A 19,339-nucleotide genomic window follows, 5' to 3' on the forward strand; every position below is an offset into this window, starting at 1 on the left:
CTTTCTTTCTGGTTATTATCATTAAAAGGACAACGTGATGCACAAAAAGACATTGATTGCTTCGCTCGCCATTGGAGCTTTATTCGGAGCCTCTGTACAAGCAGATGAAGTTAAGCAGGGTGGCACACTAACGGTGCCAATTATCAATACTGGCTTTGTTGAAAACTTTAACCCTTATACAACTAAAGACTTGCTGCATGGGGTAATGTTTGAGCCATTGGTCGTATTCAACAACATGACAGGTGATGTTGATTATCGCCTGGCTGAGTCGGTTGAGTATTCAACTGACCTGAAAACATTGACGCTTAAGTTACGAGAGAATTTGAAGTGGTCTGATGGTTCAAAGTTAACTGCAGACGACGTTGTTTTTAGCTTTATGTTGACTAAAGAGGCACCAGCTTTTGACCAGAAAGGTATTTGGTCTTCAGGTAATTTAAAAGAAATCAAATCTATTGACGCGCGAACCGTCGTGTTTGAGCTGACGGAAGCGGATTCTACATTTGCTTGGAACTTAGAGCGTTACCATATTGTACCAAAGCATATTTGGTCGAAAGTTGAAGAGCTGACAACGTTTACCAACCTTAACCCGGTAGGTAGTGGCCCAATGACGACGGTTAAATACATTAAACCGCAACAGATGGAGCTGTGCCGAAACCCAAATTACTATTTAGAAAATAGACCTTATTTAGATTGCATCAACTTCCGTTCTTACAATGACAACTCTCAGATCCAACCTGCCTTAATCAAAGGTGAGATTGATTGGGGTTCAAATTTTATTGCTGACGTTGAGTCAACATTTGTCGATATGGATAAAGAAAATAACCATTTTTGGTATCCAGCGAATGATGCTATCCACCTTTACGTAAATACCAAAGAAGCGCCATTTGATGACCTAAGAGTACGACAAGCACTTTCTATGGCTCTTGATCGTGAAACCATCGTTGATATTGCTGCTTACGGTTATCCGACCGCAAACTTCAATGCTGGTGGCATCGGTGAGCTATACGAAACGCACATTGATAAAAATGTATCTAAGAAATATGGTTATCTAACTAAGTACGATGTTGAAAGAGCCAACGCTTTACTTGATGAAGCGGGCTTAGTTGACAAAAACGGTGATGGATTCCGCGACAAAGCAAACGGGGAAACGGTTGAGTTTGATATCGAGGTTGTAAACGGTTGGACCGACTGGATCCAAGTGGTTCAGATGGTATCTGAATACTTTGAAGAAGTGGGTGTGAAAGCAAACGTTAAGACTGTGGATTGGGCGGTATATGACAGCAATTTGAAAGAAAGCAAATATACCATGTCAATTAACTGGTCAATGGTCGCGACAAATCCAATCTTGGCGTACCAAGAGTACTTCTCAACGTCTCGAATCGGAAAAACTTGGCATGCTGGTCACGGTGTTAATTCACCAGAAATCGACGCATTGATCGACAGCTTCGGCAAAATTGGTGATGCAGAGCAGCAAGAGAAAGTGTTGAGTGAACTTCAGGAATTTACGGCTGAAAACCTTCCCTTTATCCCTCTATTTTCTAACCCAACTTGGTTCCAATACAGTACTAAACATATTGTTGGTTGGCCAAGTGAAAAAGACCCATACGTACAGCCAGTATGGTACGACGGTGGTAAGAGAGTAATAATTCTCAACAATCTACACCTTAAGTAAGTTATTTTTGAGAGGGCTACAGCTTAGGTTGTAGCCCCTAGGTTAAAAGATTTTTATGTCGTTTTTAATTCGCCGATTTGGCTTCTATTTTACCGCTTTCTTAATCGCTATCTCGTTTAATTTCATGTTGCCTCGCCTAATGCCAGGAGATCCTGTTGATGCTCTTTTCGCTGCAGCTCAAGGTCGAATGGATCCTGCTCAAATGGATGCTGTTCGTGAAATGTACGGTTTTGTTGATGGCAATGTTTTCGAACAATACTTCGCGTATATGAAAAGCGTATTCACTCTTGATCTGGGACCTTCAGTGCTTATGTTTCCTGTAAGTGTTTCAGATGTCCTTGCTATGGCACTGCCGTGGACTATGTTCCTAGCGCTTGGTTCGCTGATTGTTGCTCTTATCATTGGTGTCAGTATTGGTACGTATGCATCGTATCGACGTGAAGGGCTATTTGGACAAATTGTTCCGCCAGTTTTGGCATTTATTAGTAACTTCCCGTACATCGTGACCGCGTTACTGTTGTTCTATTTCTTCGGTTTAAAACTCGAACTATTACCTTTGGCATACACTTATGACCCATCGCTAGAGCCAGGTTTTACATGGGAGTTTATTTCTAGTGTGGCTAAACACGCTGTGTTGCCTATGGGCTCTATGGTCCTGGTTGGGATCGCAACATGGGTCTTCAATATGCGTAATGCGATGATCAATGTGTTGGGTGAAGATTACGTAACGATGGCTGAGGCCAAAGGCTTGAGTAGTTATCGTGTTATGTCTCGCTATGCTGGTCGAAATGCCATCCTTCCTGTTGCGACCGCTATTGCAATGGCAATCGGATTCTCATTCGCAGGCTCAATCATGACCGAAGTGGTTTTTAACTACCAAGGCTTGGGGAACATCCTTCTTAAAGGCATAGTTGCTCGTGATTACCCACTTATCCAAGCCATTCTTCTTATCTTGGTGACAGCGGTACTGACCGCTAACTTTATTGCCGACCTTCTATATGTCTGGCTTGACCCTAGAATCTCGAACTGAGGCGCATGATGGATAATTTAATGGATACTCAAAAAACCGCTAACCAGCCGAATATGCCAGTACGTGAGCCAAAATGGTCGTGGAAAAACGTAAAGAAAACTCTCGGTAAAGCTTACGCATTTTTCTACGGTAACCCTCCAGCCATTGTAGGTACTTTTTTACTTACGATTGTCTTAGCTGGGGCGTTATTTGCGCCTGTATTATCGACTCATAATCCAGAAAAGCGCGTAGCACGTCCACATATTGCACCAAGTTCTGAGCATATTATGGGCACTACTCGTAGCGGGCGTGATGTATATAGCCAGGTTCTATTTGGAGCAAGAAAGTCGCTTACTGTTGCGATCTCTGCGGGCGTAATCGCGATGACAATAGCAGTGCTCGTCGGGGTTTCATCTGGTTACTTTGGTGGAAAAGTCGATGAACGCTTGAACTTCGTTACTAACGTATTTCTTGTGTTTCCACAGTTGCCCTTGCTGATTGTTCTCGCCGCATTCTTAGGGCAGGTCGGTTCGCTGGTTATTACCGTGTTGTTAGGAATAACCTCCTGGCCTTGGGGAGCTAGGGTGATTCGTGCACAGACCATGGCAATTAGAAGCAAAGAATTCATCATTTCTGCAGAAGTTATGGGTGAATCAAAAATCCGCATTATTTTAGTAGAGATCTTACCAAACTTAGTTTCGATTGTTTTTGGCGGGTTCCTAGGCACGGTTATCTACGCAATGGGCTCTGAAGCTGGTCTAGGTATTTTAGGTTTAGGTGATGCAACAGAAGTGAGTTGGGGCTCTATGCTGTATTGGGCACAGACCTCTTCATCGTTATATACCGGAGCGTGGTGGGAAATGCTGGTTCCTGCATTGGCGTTAGCGATTACTGGTGGTGGACTCGCATTGATTAACATGTCAATTGACCAAGTGAGCAACCCTAAATTACGTACGGGCCCACACATCAAACTGTGGCACAAACTTAAAAAAGAAGCAGATAAACGCCGAGGCCTATAATGAGCAATCTATTAGAAATTAATAACCTGTGTGTTGATTACGTTTCTCCTAATGGCGTAGCAAGAGCCGTTAATGACGTTAGTATTTCCATTGCGCCCGGTGAAACGCTCGGTATTGCCGGTGAGTCTGGTTGCGGTAAAAGTACATTGGCTTTTGCTATATCACGCCTACACAAAGCACCAGCGCTTATCTCTGAGGGTGAAATACTCTACAAAGGGCAGGATGTTTTAAAGATGAACAACAAGCAGTTACGTGACTTCCGTTGGAATGACGTTTCTATTGTTTTTCAAAGCGCAATGAACTCACTTAACCCTGTCATTACCATCGGTGAGCAGCTAACGGACGTTATTCTAGCGCACAGAAAAATACCTTATAAACAGGCTCACGATCGTGCGGTCGAGCTGTTAGGAACGGTTGGGATTCATGGCGACAGAATGTCGAGCTTTCCCCATCAACTGAGTGGAGGTATGCGTCAGCGAGTTGTTATTGCGATTGCTTTGGCGCTGGAACCTAAACTGATCATCATGGACGAGCCAACAACGGCACTTGATGTAGTGGTTGAACGTGAAATCTTGAATGAACTGTATGAGCTTAAGAGTAAGTTTGGCTTCTCTATTCTGTTTATTAGTCACGACTTAAGCCTCATGGGCGAAATTGCTGATCGAATTGGCGTGATGTATGCGGGTAACCTTATTGAATTAGGTGATGCGAAAACGGTATTTAGTGAACCTAAGCATCCTTATACAAAAGGGCTTATCTCTTCATTCCCGACTATTCATGGGCCAAAAGAACGTCTCTACGGGATCCCTGGGAATCCTGTCAACCTTTTGGATACACCTCAAGGATGTAACTTCCAAGAGCGATGTGGCGAATGCATTTCAATGTGCATTAAAAGTGAGCCTCGTTTGGGCGCTATTGCGACTGGGCATCACGTATCTTGTCACCTAGTTTGAGCGAAAGATTATGAATACTTTAAAGAACGTTGATAAAAGCGAAGTTATCTTATCAGTTAAGAATTTGGTAAAAGATTTCCCACTTGGCCAGTCAGTCAAAAGCAATATGATGCGAGCCGTAAATGATGTTTCATTTGATCTTCGTAAAGGAGAAGCATTAGCGATTGTTGGCGAATCTGGCTCAGGGAAAAGCACAGGAGCTCGAATTCTTACCCGAATTTACGATAAGACGGCTGGAGATATCGAATTCAAAGGTGAGCCTCTGTCTGATTATATTGAAAAATATGGTGAGCTTGAATATGCACGCCAAGTGCAAATGATTTTTCAAGACCCGTTTGGCTCGTTGAATCCTGTACATACGATTTACCACCATATTGCGCGACCATTACTTATCCATAAACGAGCAGAAAAAGAAGCGATTCCGAACCTCGTTTATGAATTGCTTGAAATGGTTGGGCTTACACCAGTTAAAGAGACCGCAGAGAAGTACCCCCATGAACTAAGTGGTGGACAACGACAGCGTGTTGCAATTGCACGCGCAATTGCTGTTAGCCCTGAAGTTATCCTAGCTGATGAACCTATCTCTATGCTTGATGTGTCTGTGCGGTTAGGAATCTTAAACCTAATGGCTGACTTGAAGGATAAGCATGGTATTTCGTTCATGTACATCACTCATGACATTGCGACAGCGCGTTATTTTGCTGAGAAAACGGCGGTGATGTATGTAGGACATATGGTCGAATGGGGCAATAGCGACAACGTCACTCAGAACCCACAACATCCGTATTCTCAGTTGTTGTTGTCAGCAGTGCCAGAAGTCGGTAAATCGGGCAAGCGTGACATGAACGTGAAAAAAGGCGATATCCCTTCTTGGAAGCCAAGTAGCGTAGGTTGCCCGTTCGCAAGCCGTTGTATGAAAGCCGATAAACTTTGCACGCAATCAATACCAGAACCGACTCAAATTGCAGAAGAGCATTTTGCTCGTTGTCATCATTTGTAAACTTTAAATCCTTTTTGAAACGCAAAAGAAAGCGCTTTCAAAGTTTAAGTGTAAGAATTTTTTGGAATTTTGATATGAAACAAGACTACAACTCAACACCAGAGGTCGATGGCAAGTTCGTTGATTTAGATGGTGAGCGTTACTACCAAATCTCTAATGTTGACCAAATGACGCCATTCTTTATTAGCGTTGTATCGTCGAGCGATCACTGGTTATTTATTTCATCAACAGGCAGCCTTTCAGCTGGACGCATTCGTCCGGAAAATGCGCTTTTTCCTTACAAGTCTGTTGACCATATTCATGAAAATGCGGAAAACACCGGCTCAAAATCCATCTTCCGTATTGAACATGGCGACAAGGTTGTACTTTGGGAACCGTTTAATACATTCCATGATGGTATTTTTGATGTTGAACGCAATCTTTATAAAAATACGATTGGAGACAAGATTGTATTTGAAGAGATAAACCATACTTTGCAACTACAGTTCCAATACAGCTGGAATACGAGTGAAAAATACGGCTTTATTCGTCGTTCAAAACTGACCAACCTCGCGAGCTTTGAGCGTAAAGTCGAAGCACTAGATGGCTTACAAAATATACTTCCTTCAGGCGCTCCGTTATCAGCTCTTCAAACAAGAAGTGCATTAGTTGATGCGTACAAGTGGAATGAACAAGTTGATGGTAGTTCATTAGCTCTGTTCAGCATGTACGCGAAATTGAGCGATAGAGCCGACCCTGCTGAATCTTTGCTAGCGACGACAGTCTTCAGCTTAGAAACGGAAAGCAGCCAAATTTTATTGACGAGTGCTCAAGTTAATGCGTTCAGAAAAGGTCGAGCGGTTAAAAGTGAACCTTTAACGAAAGGGGTTAGAGGGAGCTATTTAGTTCATAAGTCTCTGACGCTGCGAGCACATCAAACCAAAGTTTGGTCGATTGTCGCTGATATAGACAAGACTCATTCCGATATCTGTCAGCTTCAATCTGAGCTCTCTGTTCCTGCTAACCTAGCACTAGCTTTAGAAAAGAGCGTTGCAGATAATCAAGATGAATTGATCACATTAATGTCTGGCGCGGATGCGTGGCAAATAACAGCTGAAGAAAATACCAGCGTTCACCATTATGCCAATGTGTTGTTCAATAACATGCGTGGTGGCGTGTTTGAAAACGGCTATATGTTAGAAAAGGTTGACGTAGTTAAAACTATGGAAAAGGCCAACTCTCAGGTAGCTGGCCGCCATCAAGACTTTTTTGATCAGTTAGGGGATGTTTTCAGCCATTCTGAATTAGTTTCGCGCGCTAAAGCGACAGGGGATTCTCAATTAGTTCGATTGAGCTACGAGTATCTACCGCTTACTTTTGGACGTCGTCATGGTGACCCTAGTCGCCCTTGGAACCACTATGAGATTAAGCTTAAAGATGAAAATGGCGAACGCTTACTTTCTTATCAAGGCAACTGGCGTGATATTTTCCAAAACTGGGAAGCGATGGCTCTTAGTTATCCAGGGTTCATCAAATCATTCATCTCTAAGTTTGTTAATGCTTCAACGGTGGATGGTTACAATCCGTATCGAATTACTAAAGATGGTGTAGATTGGGAGCTGTTAGAGGCGGATGATCCTTGGAGTAACATTGGTTACTGGGGCGATCATCAAATCATTTATCTATTAAAATTCCTTGAGTTAGCAGACAAATTTGAGCAAAGCGATCTTATCGAATTACTAGAGAGTGACATTTTTAGTTATGCCAACGTGCCTTACGAGCTTTGTGGAGTTCAAGGCCTCTTTGATAACCCTAAAGATACCGTAGAGTTCAACCAAGACTTGCAGGAATTGACAGAGCAACGTGTAAAGAGCTTAGGCAGTGACGGTCGCTTGTTGATGACGGGTGACCAAGAAGTTTATATGGTCAACTTAATGGAGAAGATACTCGTCCCTTTATTGGCGAAATTGAGTAACTTAGTGCTTGATGGTGGTATTTGGCTCAATACACAACGTCCAGAATGGAATGATGCAAACAACGCTATCGTTGGCAACGGCCTCTCAATGGTAACCTTGTACTACATGCGTCGCTATGTTGCCTTTATGCAGCGCCTGTTAGAGAAGTCACCATCGTCATACAGTATTTCCAAAGAAGTGTTTGAGTGGATGTCTTCTGTTACACAGATCGTTTCAGAGGCAAATACAGAGATTCGTCAAGATACGGTCACTCGTCAAACGCGTAAAGCAATGCTGACTAAGCTGGCTAAATCCGCTGCTAATTATCGTGAGCGCGTGTACCGAGTAAATGGATTCTCAGGGAAAACGAAAGTTGAGAAAGAAGCGATTGTTCAATTGATGGGCGCGAGCTTAAAAGTCCTAGATTCTACGATTGCAAACAACTTGCGTGAAGACGGTTTGTACAATGCGTATAACATCTTGAGTTGTTCTGGTGAGAGCTTAATGGTTGAAGAGCTTTACCCTATGCTAGAAGGGCAAGTTGCAGTATTGAGCTCGGGTCTATTATCATCTAAACAAGCGGTTGAGTTGTTGGATAAATTGTTTGCCAGTGACATGTATCGTGCTGATCAAAATAGCTTCATGCTTTACCCTGACCGTGAGCTGGCTTCTTTTATGGACAAAAACTGTTTAGACGCTAAAGACATTGACCAGAGCAAATTGTTAAGCATGATGGTTGTTGCCAAAGATAACCGATTAGTAAACCAAGACAGCAAAGGTTCTTACCACTTCAATTCAAGCTTTGAAAACAAAGGTTTCCTTCAGGCTGCGATTGATGAAATTAAAGCCGATTACCCGTCAATTAGTGATGATGAATTTTGTCATGTATCTAGTTTGTATGAGCGTGTATTCAACCATAAAGCCTTTACTGGGCGTTCGGGAACCATGTTTGGTTATGAAGGTTTAGGTTGTATCTATTGGCATATGGTTTCTAAGTTGCTGCTAGCTGTGCAAGAAAACTATCAGCATGCTTGGAGTATGGACTCTAATAGCCAGGAAACTCTTAAATTAGCGGATTACTATTACAAAGTGAGAGCTGGTATTGGTTTCAACAAAACGCCGGAAAACTACGGTGCGTTTCCGACGGATCCGTATTCTCATACGCCAAAGCACTCTGGAGCACAGCAGCCAGGCATGACAGGGCAAGTTAAGGAAGAAGTGATTACTCGTTTTGGAGAGCTAGGTCTAGAGGTCGTTGATGGCACAATTGTAATTAACCCTTCACTTCTTAGTCCTAAAGAGTTCTTACAAAAAGCGGCGACTTTTGACTGCCAAAATATTGAAGGACAAATGCAGAGCTTTATTGTTCAGGCTGGGCAACTGGCTTTTACTTACTGTCAGGTACCGTTTATTTACCAACTCAATGATGAGCCAACACAGGGTATTGAAGTTCAGTTTAAAGACGGAACAAGTGAGGCATTTGCATCGTTAACGCTAAACCATGAAATGGCTTCACAGCTCTTTTCTCGTAGTGGTCTTATTGAGAAAGTCGTTGTCGTGTTGTCAAAGCACCAGTTACTCTAATTCTAATTTAAAGTGAAATAAAAAGGCTCTAAGTGAATACTTAGAGCCTTTCTTTTAAGTGTAAAAAATGGGGTGCTTGATATACAAAAATCAAAGCTTAGCCACGGACTCTCTTACAATCAATGTCGGGGTTAGTTTGTGCTTCAATGGGTAGTCGCGTTTATTAATTAACGATAAAACACCTTTTGCAGCTTCTTCTCCCATCTCATGAACTGGAAAGTCGACCGTCGATAAGCGAGGACGAATATGCTGGCTATGAGTATCGTTATCGAAGCCTACGACTGAAAGGTCTCGCCCAATAATGAGGTTTCGCTCTGCTGCTACGTCATATACAGCAAGCGCGATGTTGTCATTTTGACAGAAAATCGCGGTGATCTCAGGGTCTCGGTCTAACAAGCGTCGCGCAGCTTCGTGGTTGCCTTGATGATCAAAGCGTCCCTCTACAAACAGCCCTGCGTCGTATTCGATACCGAACTCTAACAAGGCATTTCGATATCCTTGAAAGCGATCTCTACTATCAACTTTACTCAACTGGCCTGTGATACAAGCGACTTTTTTATGCCCATTTTCAAGTAAGTGCTTCGTTGCAAGGTAGCCACCAAGCTCATTATCAATGTAAATACAGCGATCAGAAATCTCAGGAATAAAACGGTTGAGAACAATCATTGTTTCACTGTCTTTCGCGATTTTGATCAGTTCGTCATCACTGAGCTTGTCTGAGTGAACAATGAGGCCATCCACAAGTTTAGATTGCAAAAACTGGATAGAATCGAGCTCTTTGGTTCGTGATTCCTGGCCACTTGTAACGATTAAGTGAATATTATTTTGGCGAACGGTATCTTCGGCTGTATGCATTAATGGTCCATAGAAAGGCCCATCAAGCGAACCAACTAGCATGCCAATGCTATTTGAACGACTGGAGGCTAGAGCTTGTGCAAACGCATTAGGCTTGTAGCCCAGTTGCTCAATAGCTTTGAATACTTTTTCGCGATTGGCTTCCTTTACCGTAGGGTGACCATTTAATGCTCGTGAGACGGTTGATTGAGAAACTTGAGCAAGTTCAGATACTTCTTTAATGGTGATCAATGGTAGTGGCCTTATCTCTACAAGGAGTGAACTAAGCTATATTACCTTCGTGATCAATAAGAGCCTAGTAATCCAATGATTAATATTTAAAAACTCTGAACTGCTTAACGCTAAATTTGAAGGTCAAGCATACAAAGTAAGGTAACGAATATTTTCATATACTCGATTAAATATCAAGCAAGCGCTTTCTTTGTTGTTGTAGTGAAAGTGAATCTGTTTTTCTGATCTTAGTTATGAACTAGATAAAATAGAAGTCTGAGAATAAAGGGCTACTAGGGCGTTATCGCAGATAATTGGGTTATGAAAATTCTTGGGAATCTATATAAACCGCAATGAACTTTAGCAAAATGTGAAACCCAACAAGAAAGCGCTTTCTTAAAGTGAGCGTTGTCTCTTTTTTGAACTATGCACTTTTATATACTCATTTTGAAAAAGTCGTGCATGGCATATTCATATTAGATCCATGCTCGCGGAGTTATTCACTAATCGACTTTCTTTTATGGGTGCCGACATTACGTGTCGCCTGCATTGAAAGTCGTGATACAAGGAGTTGTAATGCAACATCTAACCAATCAGGTAAAGATATTAACGTCTTTTATTTCTGCCGCTTTGATGTCTGGCTGCACGGCGATAGAGCTGCCGGTATCCGAAAGTCCGGACTTAGCTCAAACTGAAAAACCGATCGTGCTATCCCATGCTCCAGTTACTTTAAGTCCAGACTGGCTATTGGTATGGGAAGACCAGTTTGAAGGCGAGCAAATAAATAAACGTAATTGGTCATTAGAAGTGAACTGTTGGGGGGGCGGGAACAATGAACAACAGTGCTACACGGATGATCCCAATAACGCATTTGTTAAAGATGGCTTTTTACACATTGTCGCGCTGAAGCAAAGTCATACTGGGCCTGACAATGCTGAAGGTACGATTGGCGGAGCAACTAAGACACTCCCTTATACTTCTGCGAGGCTTAGCACAAAAGACAAGCGTGACACCAAATATGGCCGTTATGAAATCAGAGCAAAGTTACCTGGTGGACAAGGTTCATGGCCCGCAATTTGGATGCTGCCAACCGACAATAAATATGGCACATGGGCAGCTTCTGGCGAAATCGATATTATGGAAGCGGTTAACCTAAACACACTTTCAGATGCGGCGGGAGTGAAAAATGATGATCTAGAGAGCCGAGTCTACGGGACGTTACATTACGGACGAAATTGGCCAGACAATGTTTATAAAGGGCAGGCCGCGACATTGCCAAATGGTGTGAACCCTACTGAGGGCTTCCATACATACGCGATTGAGTGGGAAGAAGGTGAAATTCGTTGGTATGTAGACAATATTCATTACGCGACTCAAACTCAAGAGGGCTGGTACAGCCAATATGAAGCGGAAGAAGGGGAACTCATTAATGCGAGTGGAGCAGCTCCGTTTGATGAAAAGTTTCATTTGTTATTGAACTTGGCTGTCGGTGGAGCGTGGTCAGCAAACGCAAATGATAAAGGCATCGACGAAGGTTTGTTTCCGAAAACAATGCTAGTTGATTCAGTAAAGGTATACCGTTGTAAGGTTGATCGTTGGAAAGGAAAAGGGTGTGCAAGTCGCTCTGAACATGCAATACAAGTAATAGGGCACGAAGCTCCAGAGATCTTAGCAACCGATGATAGTTATGCTGATGGACCAACGTTGGAGATTTTTACCGAAACTCTTAACGCAAGCTTGGCTTATGCAAGTTATGACCCATTGGATATTGTTGACTATCAAGAAGTGAGCGAACCAGATCGTGGAACAATGCTACAAGTGAATAAGAATGAAGGATCAGGAAATATCTATTTTCGTTCTCCTGTAACGGATGTGACACATTGGCAAGAAACGGGTGAACTGGTCTTTGATTTGAAAGTTGAGAGTATGGCCGACGGGGTTGAACTACTGGTTAAGATGGACAGTGGCTGGCCGAAAACAAGTGACTATACCGTGCCGCTATCAGCAATGAATGAATGGAAGACGGTACGTATTCCAATAGCTGACATTTTAAAGAGAGACAACCGTTTTGCTGGTGGGAATCAGGCTGATCCAACAATGATCACTAACCTTTTAGTGTTTGAGCCTCAAGGAAAAATGAGTTTTAAATTAGACAATATGCGATTTGAAAAGTAAGCATTTTAACTAAGGGGTTTGAATAAAAGTCTGAATATAAAGGGAACATACAATGTATGTTCCCTTTTTTATTTTGACGATTATTTGAGGAAGGCAATCGACGATGTATTCCGAAACAGGTTCTGAGTGATTGAACGGAGCAATTCGTCCTTAATATGTAAACAGTGACATTTTTCTTGGTTCCATGATTGTTCAAACAAAATACTTAACATCTTTATTTTTGTGACTCACGCATAAGAAAGCGCTTTCTTTGGTGGGGTTGATCACGGTTTATATTCACGAGATCGATTTATACTCTTTCCATACCAACTGAGCGGTTAGAGCCAATAAGATTAAGAGTGCATAGTGAATGTGGGCTTAGATTTGATCTTCTTTAAATCTGTTCGATTGGTTTTTTTAAGAAAAACAAAGAAAGCGCTTTCTTTTTGAAAGTATAATTTGGAACATGGAGTTATTATGAAACTTTCTAAGCTTACCCTTGCTTGTTTAGTCGCTACTGCTGGCTTGTCTACTGTACCTGCTGTACATGCCGAAAAATCGGATGGATTTGAATTTCACGGTTATTTCCGTGCTGGTGTTCTATTCAGTGAAAATGATGATTTTAAACGAGCAAAGTTCCCAGCATCTAAAGAGCGTTTAGGTCGATTGGGTGTTGAGTCGGATAGCCACTTTGAAGTTGCACTGCAGAAAAATTTTGAGAATGACGGTGGTCAGAAAATTCGAATCAAAACACGAGCAGCAGCCAACAATGCGGAATATGCAACCAACCAACTTGGTGCCAATGCCGATGCAACCAACAGCGAAATTGGTATGGCAGAAACTTTTGTCGAGTTTGAAGGTGTATCTGAAACCGGTGTTGTATGGGGTGGTAAGCGCTTTTATGGTAAAGATAATTACATCTTTATGACCGACTTTTTCTACACGGATATGTCAGGTACTGGTGTTGGTATTGAAGGTGTTGAGCTAGGTGGTAATAAGTGGGACTTTGCTTATATTGCAAGCGATGACTCTGGCGATACAAGTTTCTGGGGTGACAGCAACAACATCATGCATGCACTTCATGCTGGCGTGAACTTTGGCAGTGTTGAGCTTCACGCTATGGCTAAGTATATGCCAGACAATATGGTCGATTTAGGTTTTGGTAATGGCCCAGAAGCATTCGCTGAGAATGGCTATGAAATGACGGCAATTGTTCACACTGAGTCTGTCTTTGGGTTGTCAGATAAAGGTTTTACAAAATACATCGCGCAGGCTGGTAAAGGCTTAGGTTCAGGTAACCTTTTAGGCGGTACTCTTACGACTTACAACACGTACAAGCCTGGTAGCGACTATCAAAGTTGGTTAACGACAGGCACGGGCTGTGGTACGTCTTGTTTGAAGGCTGTTGATGAAAACGATGTATCGCTACGTGCTTTAGCATGGGGTGGGTACTTTTTTGAAAATGGTGTGAATATTTTCCACTCTCTTCAAACCCAGTACAACGATTTTGACAATGGTGACACAGACGGCTGGGTATCAGCAATGGTGCGACCAACGTTCCCAATTTCAGAAAACTTCTTTATCGCTACCGAAGCTGGTTACATGTACAACTACGAAGACCGTAATGGTGAGTCAAAGAATTCTTATGATTACAAGCTAACAGTAGCACCGACTCTAGTTGTGCACTCTGGCTTCGGTCCATCTCCAGAAATTCGCTTCATGGCATCTTACCTTGATGGTGAAATGCAAGATGGTACGGGTAAAGAGGGCGACTTTGTTGTAGGTATTCAAGCTGACATGTGGTGGTAGAATTTTTTACCTTCGGGTCTTAAGTGATATCGAGCATACCGGGGGAGTGGTATGACGGCCTTGCCTTTAGGGCGGGCAAGGTTCTCGATATCCTATTTATTGCAATAGTTGAGCTCTTTCCTAGCAGCACAAAGAGTTTCATTTTTATTGCTATGAGTCTTCCATATTTGAATTTCATTTCAAATGTGTTCTTGCCAAAGATACTCATCGACCGCTTCGAAAGAAGCGGTTTTTTTATGTGTGGTATATCTAATCTTTTAAGGCTTAAGGCTTAAGGCTTAAGGGGGAAAGGATTATGAGTTATGGCAAGCATGTTGATTTCTAAACTCTCGAGGGCTGCATCCATTTTGAAGTTTAAAGCACTTGGAAAAATAGTTGCTGTCAGAAAACCCACAAGACTCAGCGATATGCTGGATACTGTTGCTGTCGTTTAATAATAGCGTCGCCGAATGTCTAATTTGAAGGCCTTTGAGGTATTGATTTGGGGATGTATTTAAAAATTGCCTAAATAGCCTTTCTAGTTGCCGCTTGCTAATATAAGCCGCTTGCGCGATAGCTTCTGTATCCAATCCCACGTCTTTGTAATGACGGTCAATATGTGCGAGAGCACGGCTCAATGCCAAGGTTGTTTTTGGTAAGCTATGGGTCTGTTCTTGATATCGCCGAGAAAGTTCTATCGCAAGTTGCTGCATTGTGCTCGTCAATATGATTTCAAACCCCTGTTCTGCGTTGTCGTATTCCGATTTGATTTGTTGTAGAAGTCCATTAATTCGTTTCAACTGAGAAAGTGATAACGTAAGCTTTGCTTGATATTCAGATGCTTGTCGAGCAATTGGTTCTACCTTGAAAAGCGCTTGATAGCCTGGCATTTGACGCATTGAAGGGACCTCAAAAAAAGGCAATGCCGTATCAAACATCAAGTTTACAATCTTCAGTTTATTTACTTCGCAAAATCCATGTTCAATATCCCCATTAATAACAAATACATCTCCTGTACTTAAAGGGTAGGTGTGGCTAGCTACCGTATGCTTTCCACTACCGCTCACAACTAAGAAAAGTTCAGAAAAGTCATGGCTATGTACGTCAAAGTCGAAATCGTGATGACCATCGACATAGGCAAATTTTATCTGAGGATATCTCTGATGACTTTGGAGTCTAAACTTGGTTTTCATGTCGCTATTTTACCTACTTCTGTCGCTTATTTGGTAGTTACACGCCGTAGTTAAGATTACTATTTTTTGAACAAAGACAATATTAACTTTTAGAGCGAGAGGCAAAACTTTTGCTCTAAGTAAAAAAAATAGTAGGACTCAAAATGAATACTGTGGAAATTCTCGAAGCACAGAAGCAACTTGCACCCATAAGTCGACAAGCGGCTGCTGAGGGCATTGTGCTACTAAAAAATAGTGATTCAATATTGCCATTGCAGGCTAATGATACGGTGTCTCTTTTTGGTCGCTGTCAGATTGATACCTACCGAAGTGGCACTGGATCTGGTGGAGCGGTGAATGTCCCTTATTCCGTAAATGCATTACAGGGCTTGTATGAAACTCCAAACATCAATCTTAATCTCAGTTTGGTGGAGGTATACCAACGTTGGATCAAGGACAACCCGTTCAATGACGGCGGTGGTGGTTGGGCAGCTGAACCTTGGTTTCAAGATGAAATGCCTCTTTCAACTTCTGTTGCGATGGATGCCGCCGCCAAATCTAACAAAGCCATTATCTTTATCGGTCGAACGGCGGGTGAGGATCAAGATAATGCACAGCAGCAAGGCAGTTACAATTTAACCGTGCTTGAAATGCAAGTGTTGGAGAAAGTGACAGAACATTTTGATGATGTCATTGTGATACTGAACGTGACCAACATTATTGATATGTCATGGGTAAACTCACTCAAAGATGCAAGGTCGATCAAGGCGATTTTGTATAGTTGGGCCGCAGGCATGGAAGGTGGGCATGCTCTTGCGGATGTTTTATCTGGTGATGTTAGCCCAAGTGGCCGTTTGACCGACACGATTGCGCACTCTTTATCTGAATACCCTTCGAGCTCGAATTTTGGAAACAAAGAGCGGAATTTATATCAAGAAGATATCTATGTCGGGTATCGGTATTTTGAAACTTTCAATCCTAAAGCTGTTCAATTTGAATTTGGTTTCGGGCTTTCCTACACCCGCTTTTCCAATAAATTAAATGCATTGACGACTCTTGGTTCCGGCTCTGAACAAGAGTTGGTCTTCGATATTGAAGTTAAAAACATAGGCGAGAAATACAGTGGTAAGGATGTGGTTCAACTGTATGTTGAATCGCCTCAAGGTCACCTTGGTAAGCCTTCACGAGCACTGATCGGTTTTGTGAAAACACCGACCTTGGACCCGCAAGATACGGTGTGTTTGACTATTTCATGTCCTCTATCTTCCTTCGCATCATTTGATGACTCCGGTAAAACGGGACACCCAAATAGTTACGTACTTGAAGCTGGAGAATATCACTTTTATCTAGGAGGAAGTGTTCGCCAGGCAAAGCTTGTTAGTGAGAGCGTTAAAATAGAAGAGCTGTTAGTTGTTGAGCAATTAACGGAAGCACTTGCTCCTGTCACCGGATTTAGTAGGTTGATCCCAAAAGGCAACGAGGAAAATGGTGTTTACAGTTGCGATTACGAATCTGTGCCGCTGCGAACTATTGATTTGAGTAAACGTATTCTGAGTGAGCTTCCAAGCTCTATTCCTCTTGGTGAAGATACGGGCATTCGTTTACTGGATGTTAAGCAGGGGCGAGCGAACATTGACGAATTTATCTCGCAAATGACCGTAAAGCAGTTAGCGACAATTGTTCGTGGGGAAGGTATGTGCAGCCCTAAGGTGACGCCAGGTACTGCTGCTGCTTTTGGGGGTGTTTCGCCGAGCTTATTTGATTTAGGTATCCCTGTCGTTGCAGCTGCTGATGGTCCGTCTGGTATCCGAATGGACAGCGGACATAAAGCATCTCAAGTCCCAATTGGTACATTATTAGGCTGTACATGGAACCCAGAACTGAATGAGAAACTATTTCATTTAGTGGGGAAAGAGATGCAAGCCAATCATATTGATACGTTGCTTGGTCCTGGGATTAACATCCACCGCCACCCTTTGAATGGTCGAAATTTTGAGTATTTCTCAGAAGATCCATTTCTCTCAGGGGTAATAGCTGCATCTCAAACTCTTGGTCTTAAAGCTGCAGGAGTATCTGGCACAATCAAGCATTTGGTGGCGAATGATCAAGAAACGTCACGGTTTGATGTTGATAGTGTTATATCTCAAAGAGCACTTCGTGAGATTCATCTGAAGCCTTTTGAAATAGCGGTAAAACAAGGAGGAGCTTCGAGTGTTATGACCTCCTACAACCCTATTAATGGTCACTGGGCTGCATCCAATTACGACCTCAATACTACGATTCTTCGTGGGGAGTGGGGTTATAAAGGGATAGTGATGACGGATTGGTGGGCAAAAATGAATGACCCAATCAAAGGTGGCTCTGAAAGTCGAAGTTACACATCCTTTATGCTTCGCTCTCAAAATGATCTTTATATGGTTGTTGAGCATGATGGTGCGGAAAATAACGTGTCGAATGACGATACGTTACAGGCGCTTGAAAACGGAACGTTGAGCTTAGGGGAGTTGCAACGAAGCGCGATGAATATTTGTCGTTTTATTATGGACTCTCCAGCAATGGGTCGCCCATTAGTCGCTTTTGATCCAGTTAAGAGCTTTGAGGCGACCCAAAATCTTAATAAACAACAGAGTAAAACTGATGGAGACTTTTGCTCTCTGACGGCAGAGCAACATGCAATAGTATTACCACTTAATATCAGAGAAAACCGTAGCATTGTTTTGGAAGTTAAACAGGCTGGTGTGTATCGATGTGCAGGTATTGTTAACTACGATAGTGGCACTTTGGCTCAATCTGCGTGTAGTTTAAGTCTCAATAACGTGTACGCGATGTCTCTATCAGTGAATGGTACTAATGGCGAGACAGTTTCAGTTGAGGGGCTCTCCGTTAAGCTTGATAAAGGCTTTTATTCTTTGGATATTGAATTCATCAAATTAGGCTTAGAATTGGAGCAATTAGTATTTTCGTTTATGCCTGAATAGGGCTAAGGGATAACAGTCGTTTATTTAACTCTCGTTGCTCAAAAAAGAGGTAAAGTGAGAGAAAATAAACGACTACTTTGAGGTTGAGTTATTGTGCTTTTTGATATTGCTTCATCGCGTCAACAAAGGAGTTTCGCATCCCTTCGATTCCTAATCGCTCAGATTCTTCAACGTAAGTCAGTGCTGCACTAAAATCTCCAGATGAAACCGAGTTTTCTATAAGAGTTTGATAAACCTCTTTCTTATTCAGTGTATTTTCCGTTAATAAATCTGATTGGGCTACGGTTGATTCTGGAATAATTTGTTGAACTCGCTTTTGACGGTTTTGTTCTTCAACAACGGTGGTTACCGCTGTGAATTTAAAATCAAAGGAGACTTTCCCGATTGCAGAATGAGGGATGGCGTAGTCCGTGTTATGAGCGATGTTTGCCTGGATATCACCAGAACGTATCGCCATATCACTTGGTTTTTCGACAGGAGTTGTTTCCGCGAGTGCTTCGCTGGTTGTGAATACGACCAAGTAAGCAGGAGCCTCGCCGTTTAAGTAACGTTCTTGCAGTTCGATTTGCGCGCCATATTGTGCACCATCAAGCAGGCTAAGTGGTTGGTACTTAATACTTTCATTGCCAATGACATCTAGCGGCTGGTAATTTTTGTCTAAGACTAAAAGTGACGGAACGAATGCTGAATAACTAGCATTTGAAGTCACTGAAAAACGAATAGCATCTAGTGTTGCAGGAAGCTTTATCCCTCCAGCAAAGGATCGGCCCGATTTGAACTCGATCTTAGGGCTTGCTGTGGTGATCGAAACAGATGTTTCTTCTGGGTTCGTAACGCTTTGATATTGAATTGTACTCAGGTTTTCACAGCAGTTTTCGTTGTTCTGTAGTGACTCTAGCCCCGGAGAAGTTTTGTGGTAGCTAACCGGTGACTCTGTCACTGTTGAACAGGCGCTTAGTGCGAATACCGCTGGTAGAATTGCTAAATATTTCATAATTTCTCACAGTTAAA

Annotated in this window: 12 protein-coding genes; 9 read left to right on the forward strand and 3 right to left on the reverse strand. The window is 42.4% G+C overall.

The features are described from left to right. Positions 1–37 precede the first annotated feature (37 nt). From AB4274_RS01810 to AB4274_RS01835, 6 genes are all read left to right on the forward strand, one after another. Entirely contained in the window at positions 38–1,672 is a 1,635-nt protein-coding gene (locus AB4274_RS01810; RefSeq protein ID WP_017071752.1) for an ABC transporter substrate-binding protein, read from the forward strand. A gap of 55 nt (positions 1,673–1,727) precedes the next feature. Further along, on the forward strand, positions 1,728–2,702 hold the full coding sequence (locus AB4274_RS01815) for an ABC transporter permease (protein ID WP_017071753.1): 975 nt from the start codon (positions 1,728–1,730) through the stop codon (positions 2,700–2,702). 20 nt (positions 2,703–2,722) lie between these two features. Continuing rightward, positions 2,723–3,700 (forward strand): ABC transporter permease, encoded by a 978-nt coding sequence (locus tag AB4274_RS01820; RefSeq protein ID WP_371957688.1) that lies wholly within the window; start codon positions 2,723–2,725, stop codon positions 3,698–3,700. Continuing rightward, positions 3,700–4,653, forward strand: coding sequence for an ABC transporter ATP-binding protein (locus tag AB4274_RS01825; protein WP_048659634.1), 954 nt, complete (start codon positions 3,700–3,702; stop codon positions 4,651–4,653). Before AB4274_RS01820 ends, AB4274_RS01825 begins: the two co-directional genes overlap by 1 nt. Positions 4,654–4,663: 10 nt before the next feature. Next, entirely contained in the window at positions 4,664–5,653 is a 990-nt protein-coding gene (locus AB4274_RS01830) for an ABC transporter ATP-binding protein (RefSeq protein ID WP_017071889.1), read from the forward strand. A gap of 74 nt (positions 5,654–5,727) precedes the next feature. Continuing rightward, entirely contained in the window at positions 5,728–9,171 is a 3,444-nt protein-coding gene (locus tag AB4274_RS01835; RefSeq protein WP_102319663.1) for a hypothetical protein, read from the forward strand. A 90-nt stretch (positions 9,172–9,261) separates the two neighbouring features. Here AB4274_RS01835 and AB4274_RS01840 read toward each other — a convergent pair whose 3' ends face one another. Beyond that, positions 9,262–10,257, reverse strand: coding sequence for a LacI family DNA-binding transcriptional regulator (locus AB4274_RS01840; RefSeq protein ID WP_019821076.1), 996 nt, complete (start codon positions 10,255–10,257; stop codon positions 9,262–9,264). Positions 10,258–10,869: 612 nt separating this feature from the next. On the opposite strand from AB4274_RS01840, the gene AB4274_RS01845 reads away from it, so the two are divergent. Both AB4274_RS01845 and AB4274_RS01850 read left to right on the forward strand, forming a co-directional pair. After that, a complete protein-coding gene (locus tag AB4274_RS01845; RefSeq protein ID WP_372110803.1) occupies positions 10,870–12,411 on the forward strand; it encodes a family 16 glycosylhydrolase in 1,542 nt (513 codons plus the stop codon). A 456-nt stretch (positions 12,412–12,867) separates the two neighbouring features. Beyond that, positions 12,868–14,199: a carbohydrate porin gene (locus AB4274_RS01850; protein WP_017070688.1), complete on the forward strand. Its 1,332-nt coding sequence runs from the start codon at positions 12,868–12,870 to the stop codon at positions 14,197–14,199. A 293-nt stretch (positions 14,200–14,492) separates the two neighbouring features. Here the strand turns inward: AB4274_RS01850 and AB4274_RS01855 are convergent, their stop codons facing one another. Then, positions 14,493–15,371 carry a helix-turn-helix domain-containing protein gene (locus AB4274_RS01855; protein WP_102480523.1) on the reverse strand — a complete coding sequence of 293 codons (879 nt, stop codon included), beginning with the start codon at positions 15,369–15,371 and terminating at the stop codon, positions 14,493–14,495. A 143-nt stretch (positions 15,372–15,514) separates the two neighbouring features. Between AB4274_RS01855 and AB4274_RS01860 the strand changes: the two genes are divergently transcribed. After that, positions 15,515–18,328, forward strand: a complete 2,814-nt coding sequence (locus tag AB4274_RS01860; protein ID WP_372110728.1) for a glycoside hydrolase family 3 C-terminal domain-containing protein — start codon at positions 15,515–15,517, stop codon at positions 18,326–18,328. Positions 18,329–18,416: 88 nt separating this feature from the next. Here AB4274_RS01860 and AB4274_RS01865 read toward each other — a convergent pair whose 3' ends face one another. Further along, positions 18,417–19,322 carry a MalM family protein gene (locus tag AB4274_RS01865; RefSeq protein ID WP_372110731.1) on the reverse strand — a complete coding sequence of 302 codons (906 nt, stop codon included), beginning with the start codon at positions 19,320–19,322 and terminating at the stop codon, positions 18,417–18,419. Between the last annotated feature and the right edge of the window lie 17 nt (positions 19,323–19,339).

It is taken from the genome of Vibrio sp. 10N.261.55.A10 (assembly GCF_041470825.1).
GTDB lineage: Bacteria > Pseudomonadota > Gammaproteobacteria > Enterobacterales > Vibrionaceae > Vibrio > Vibrio crassostreae_C.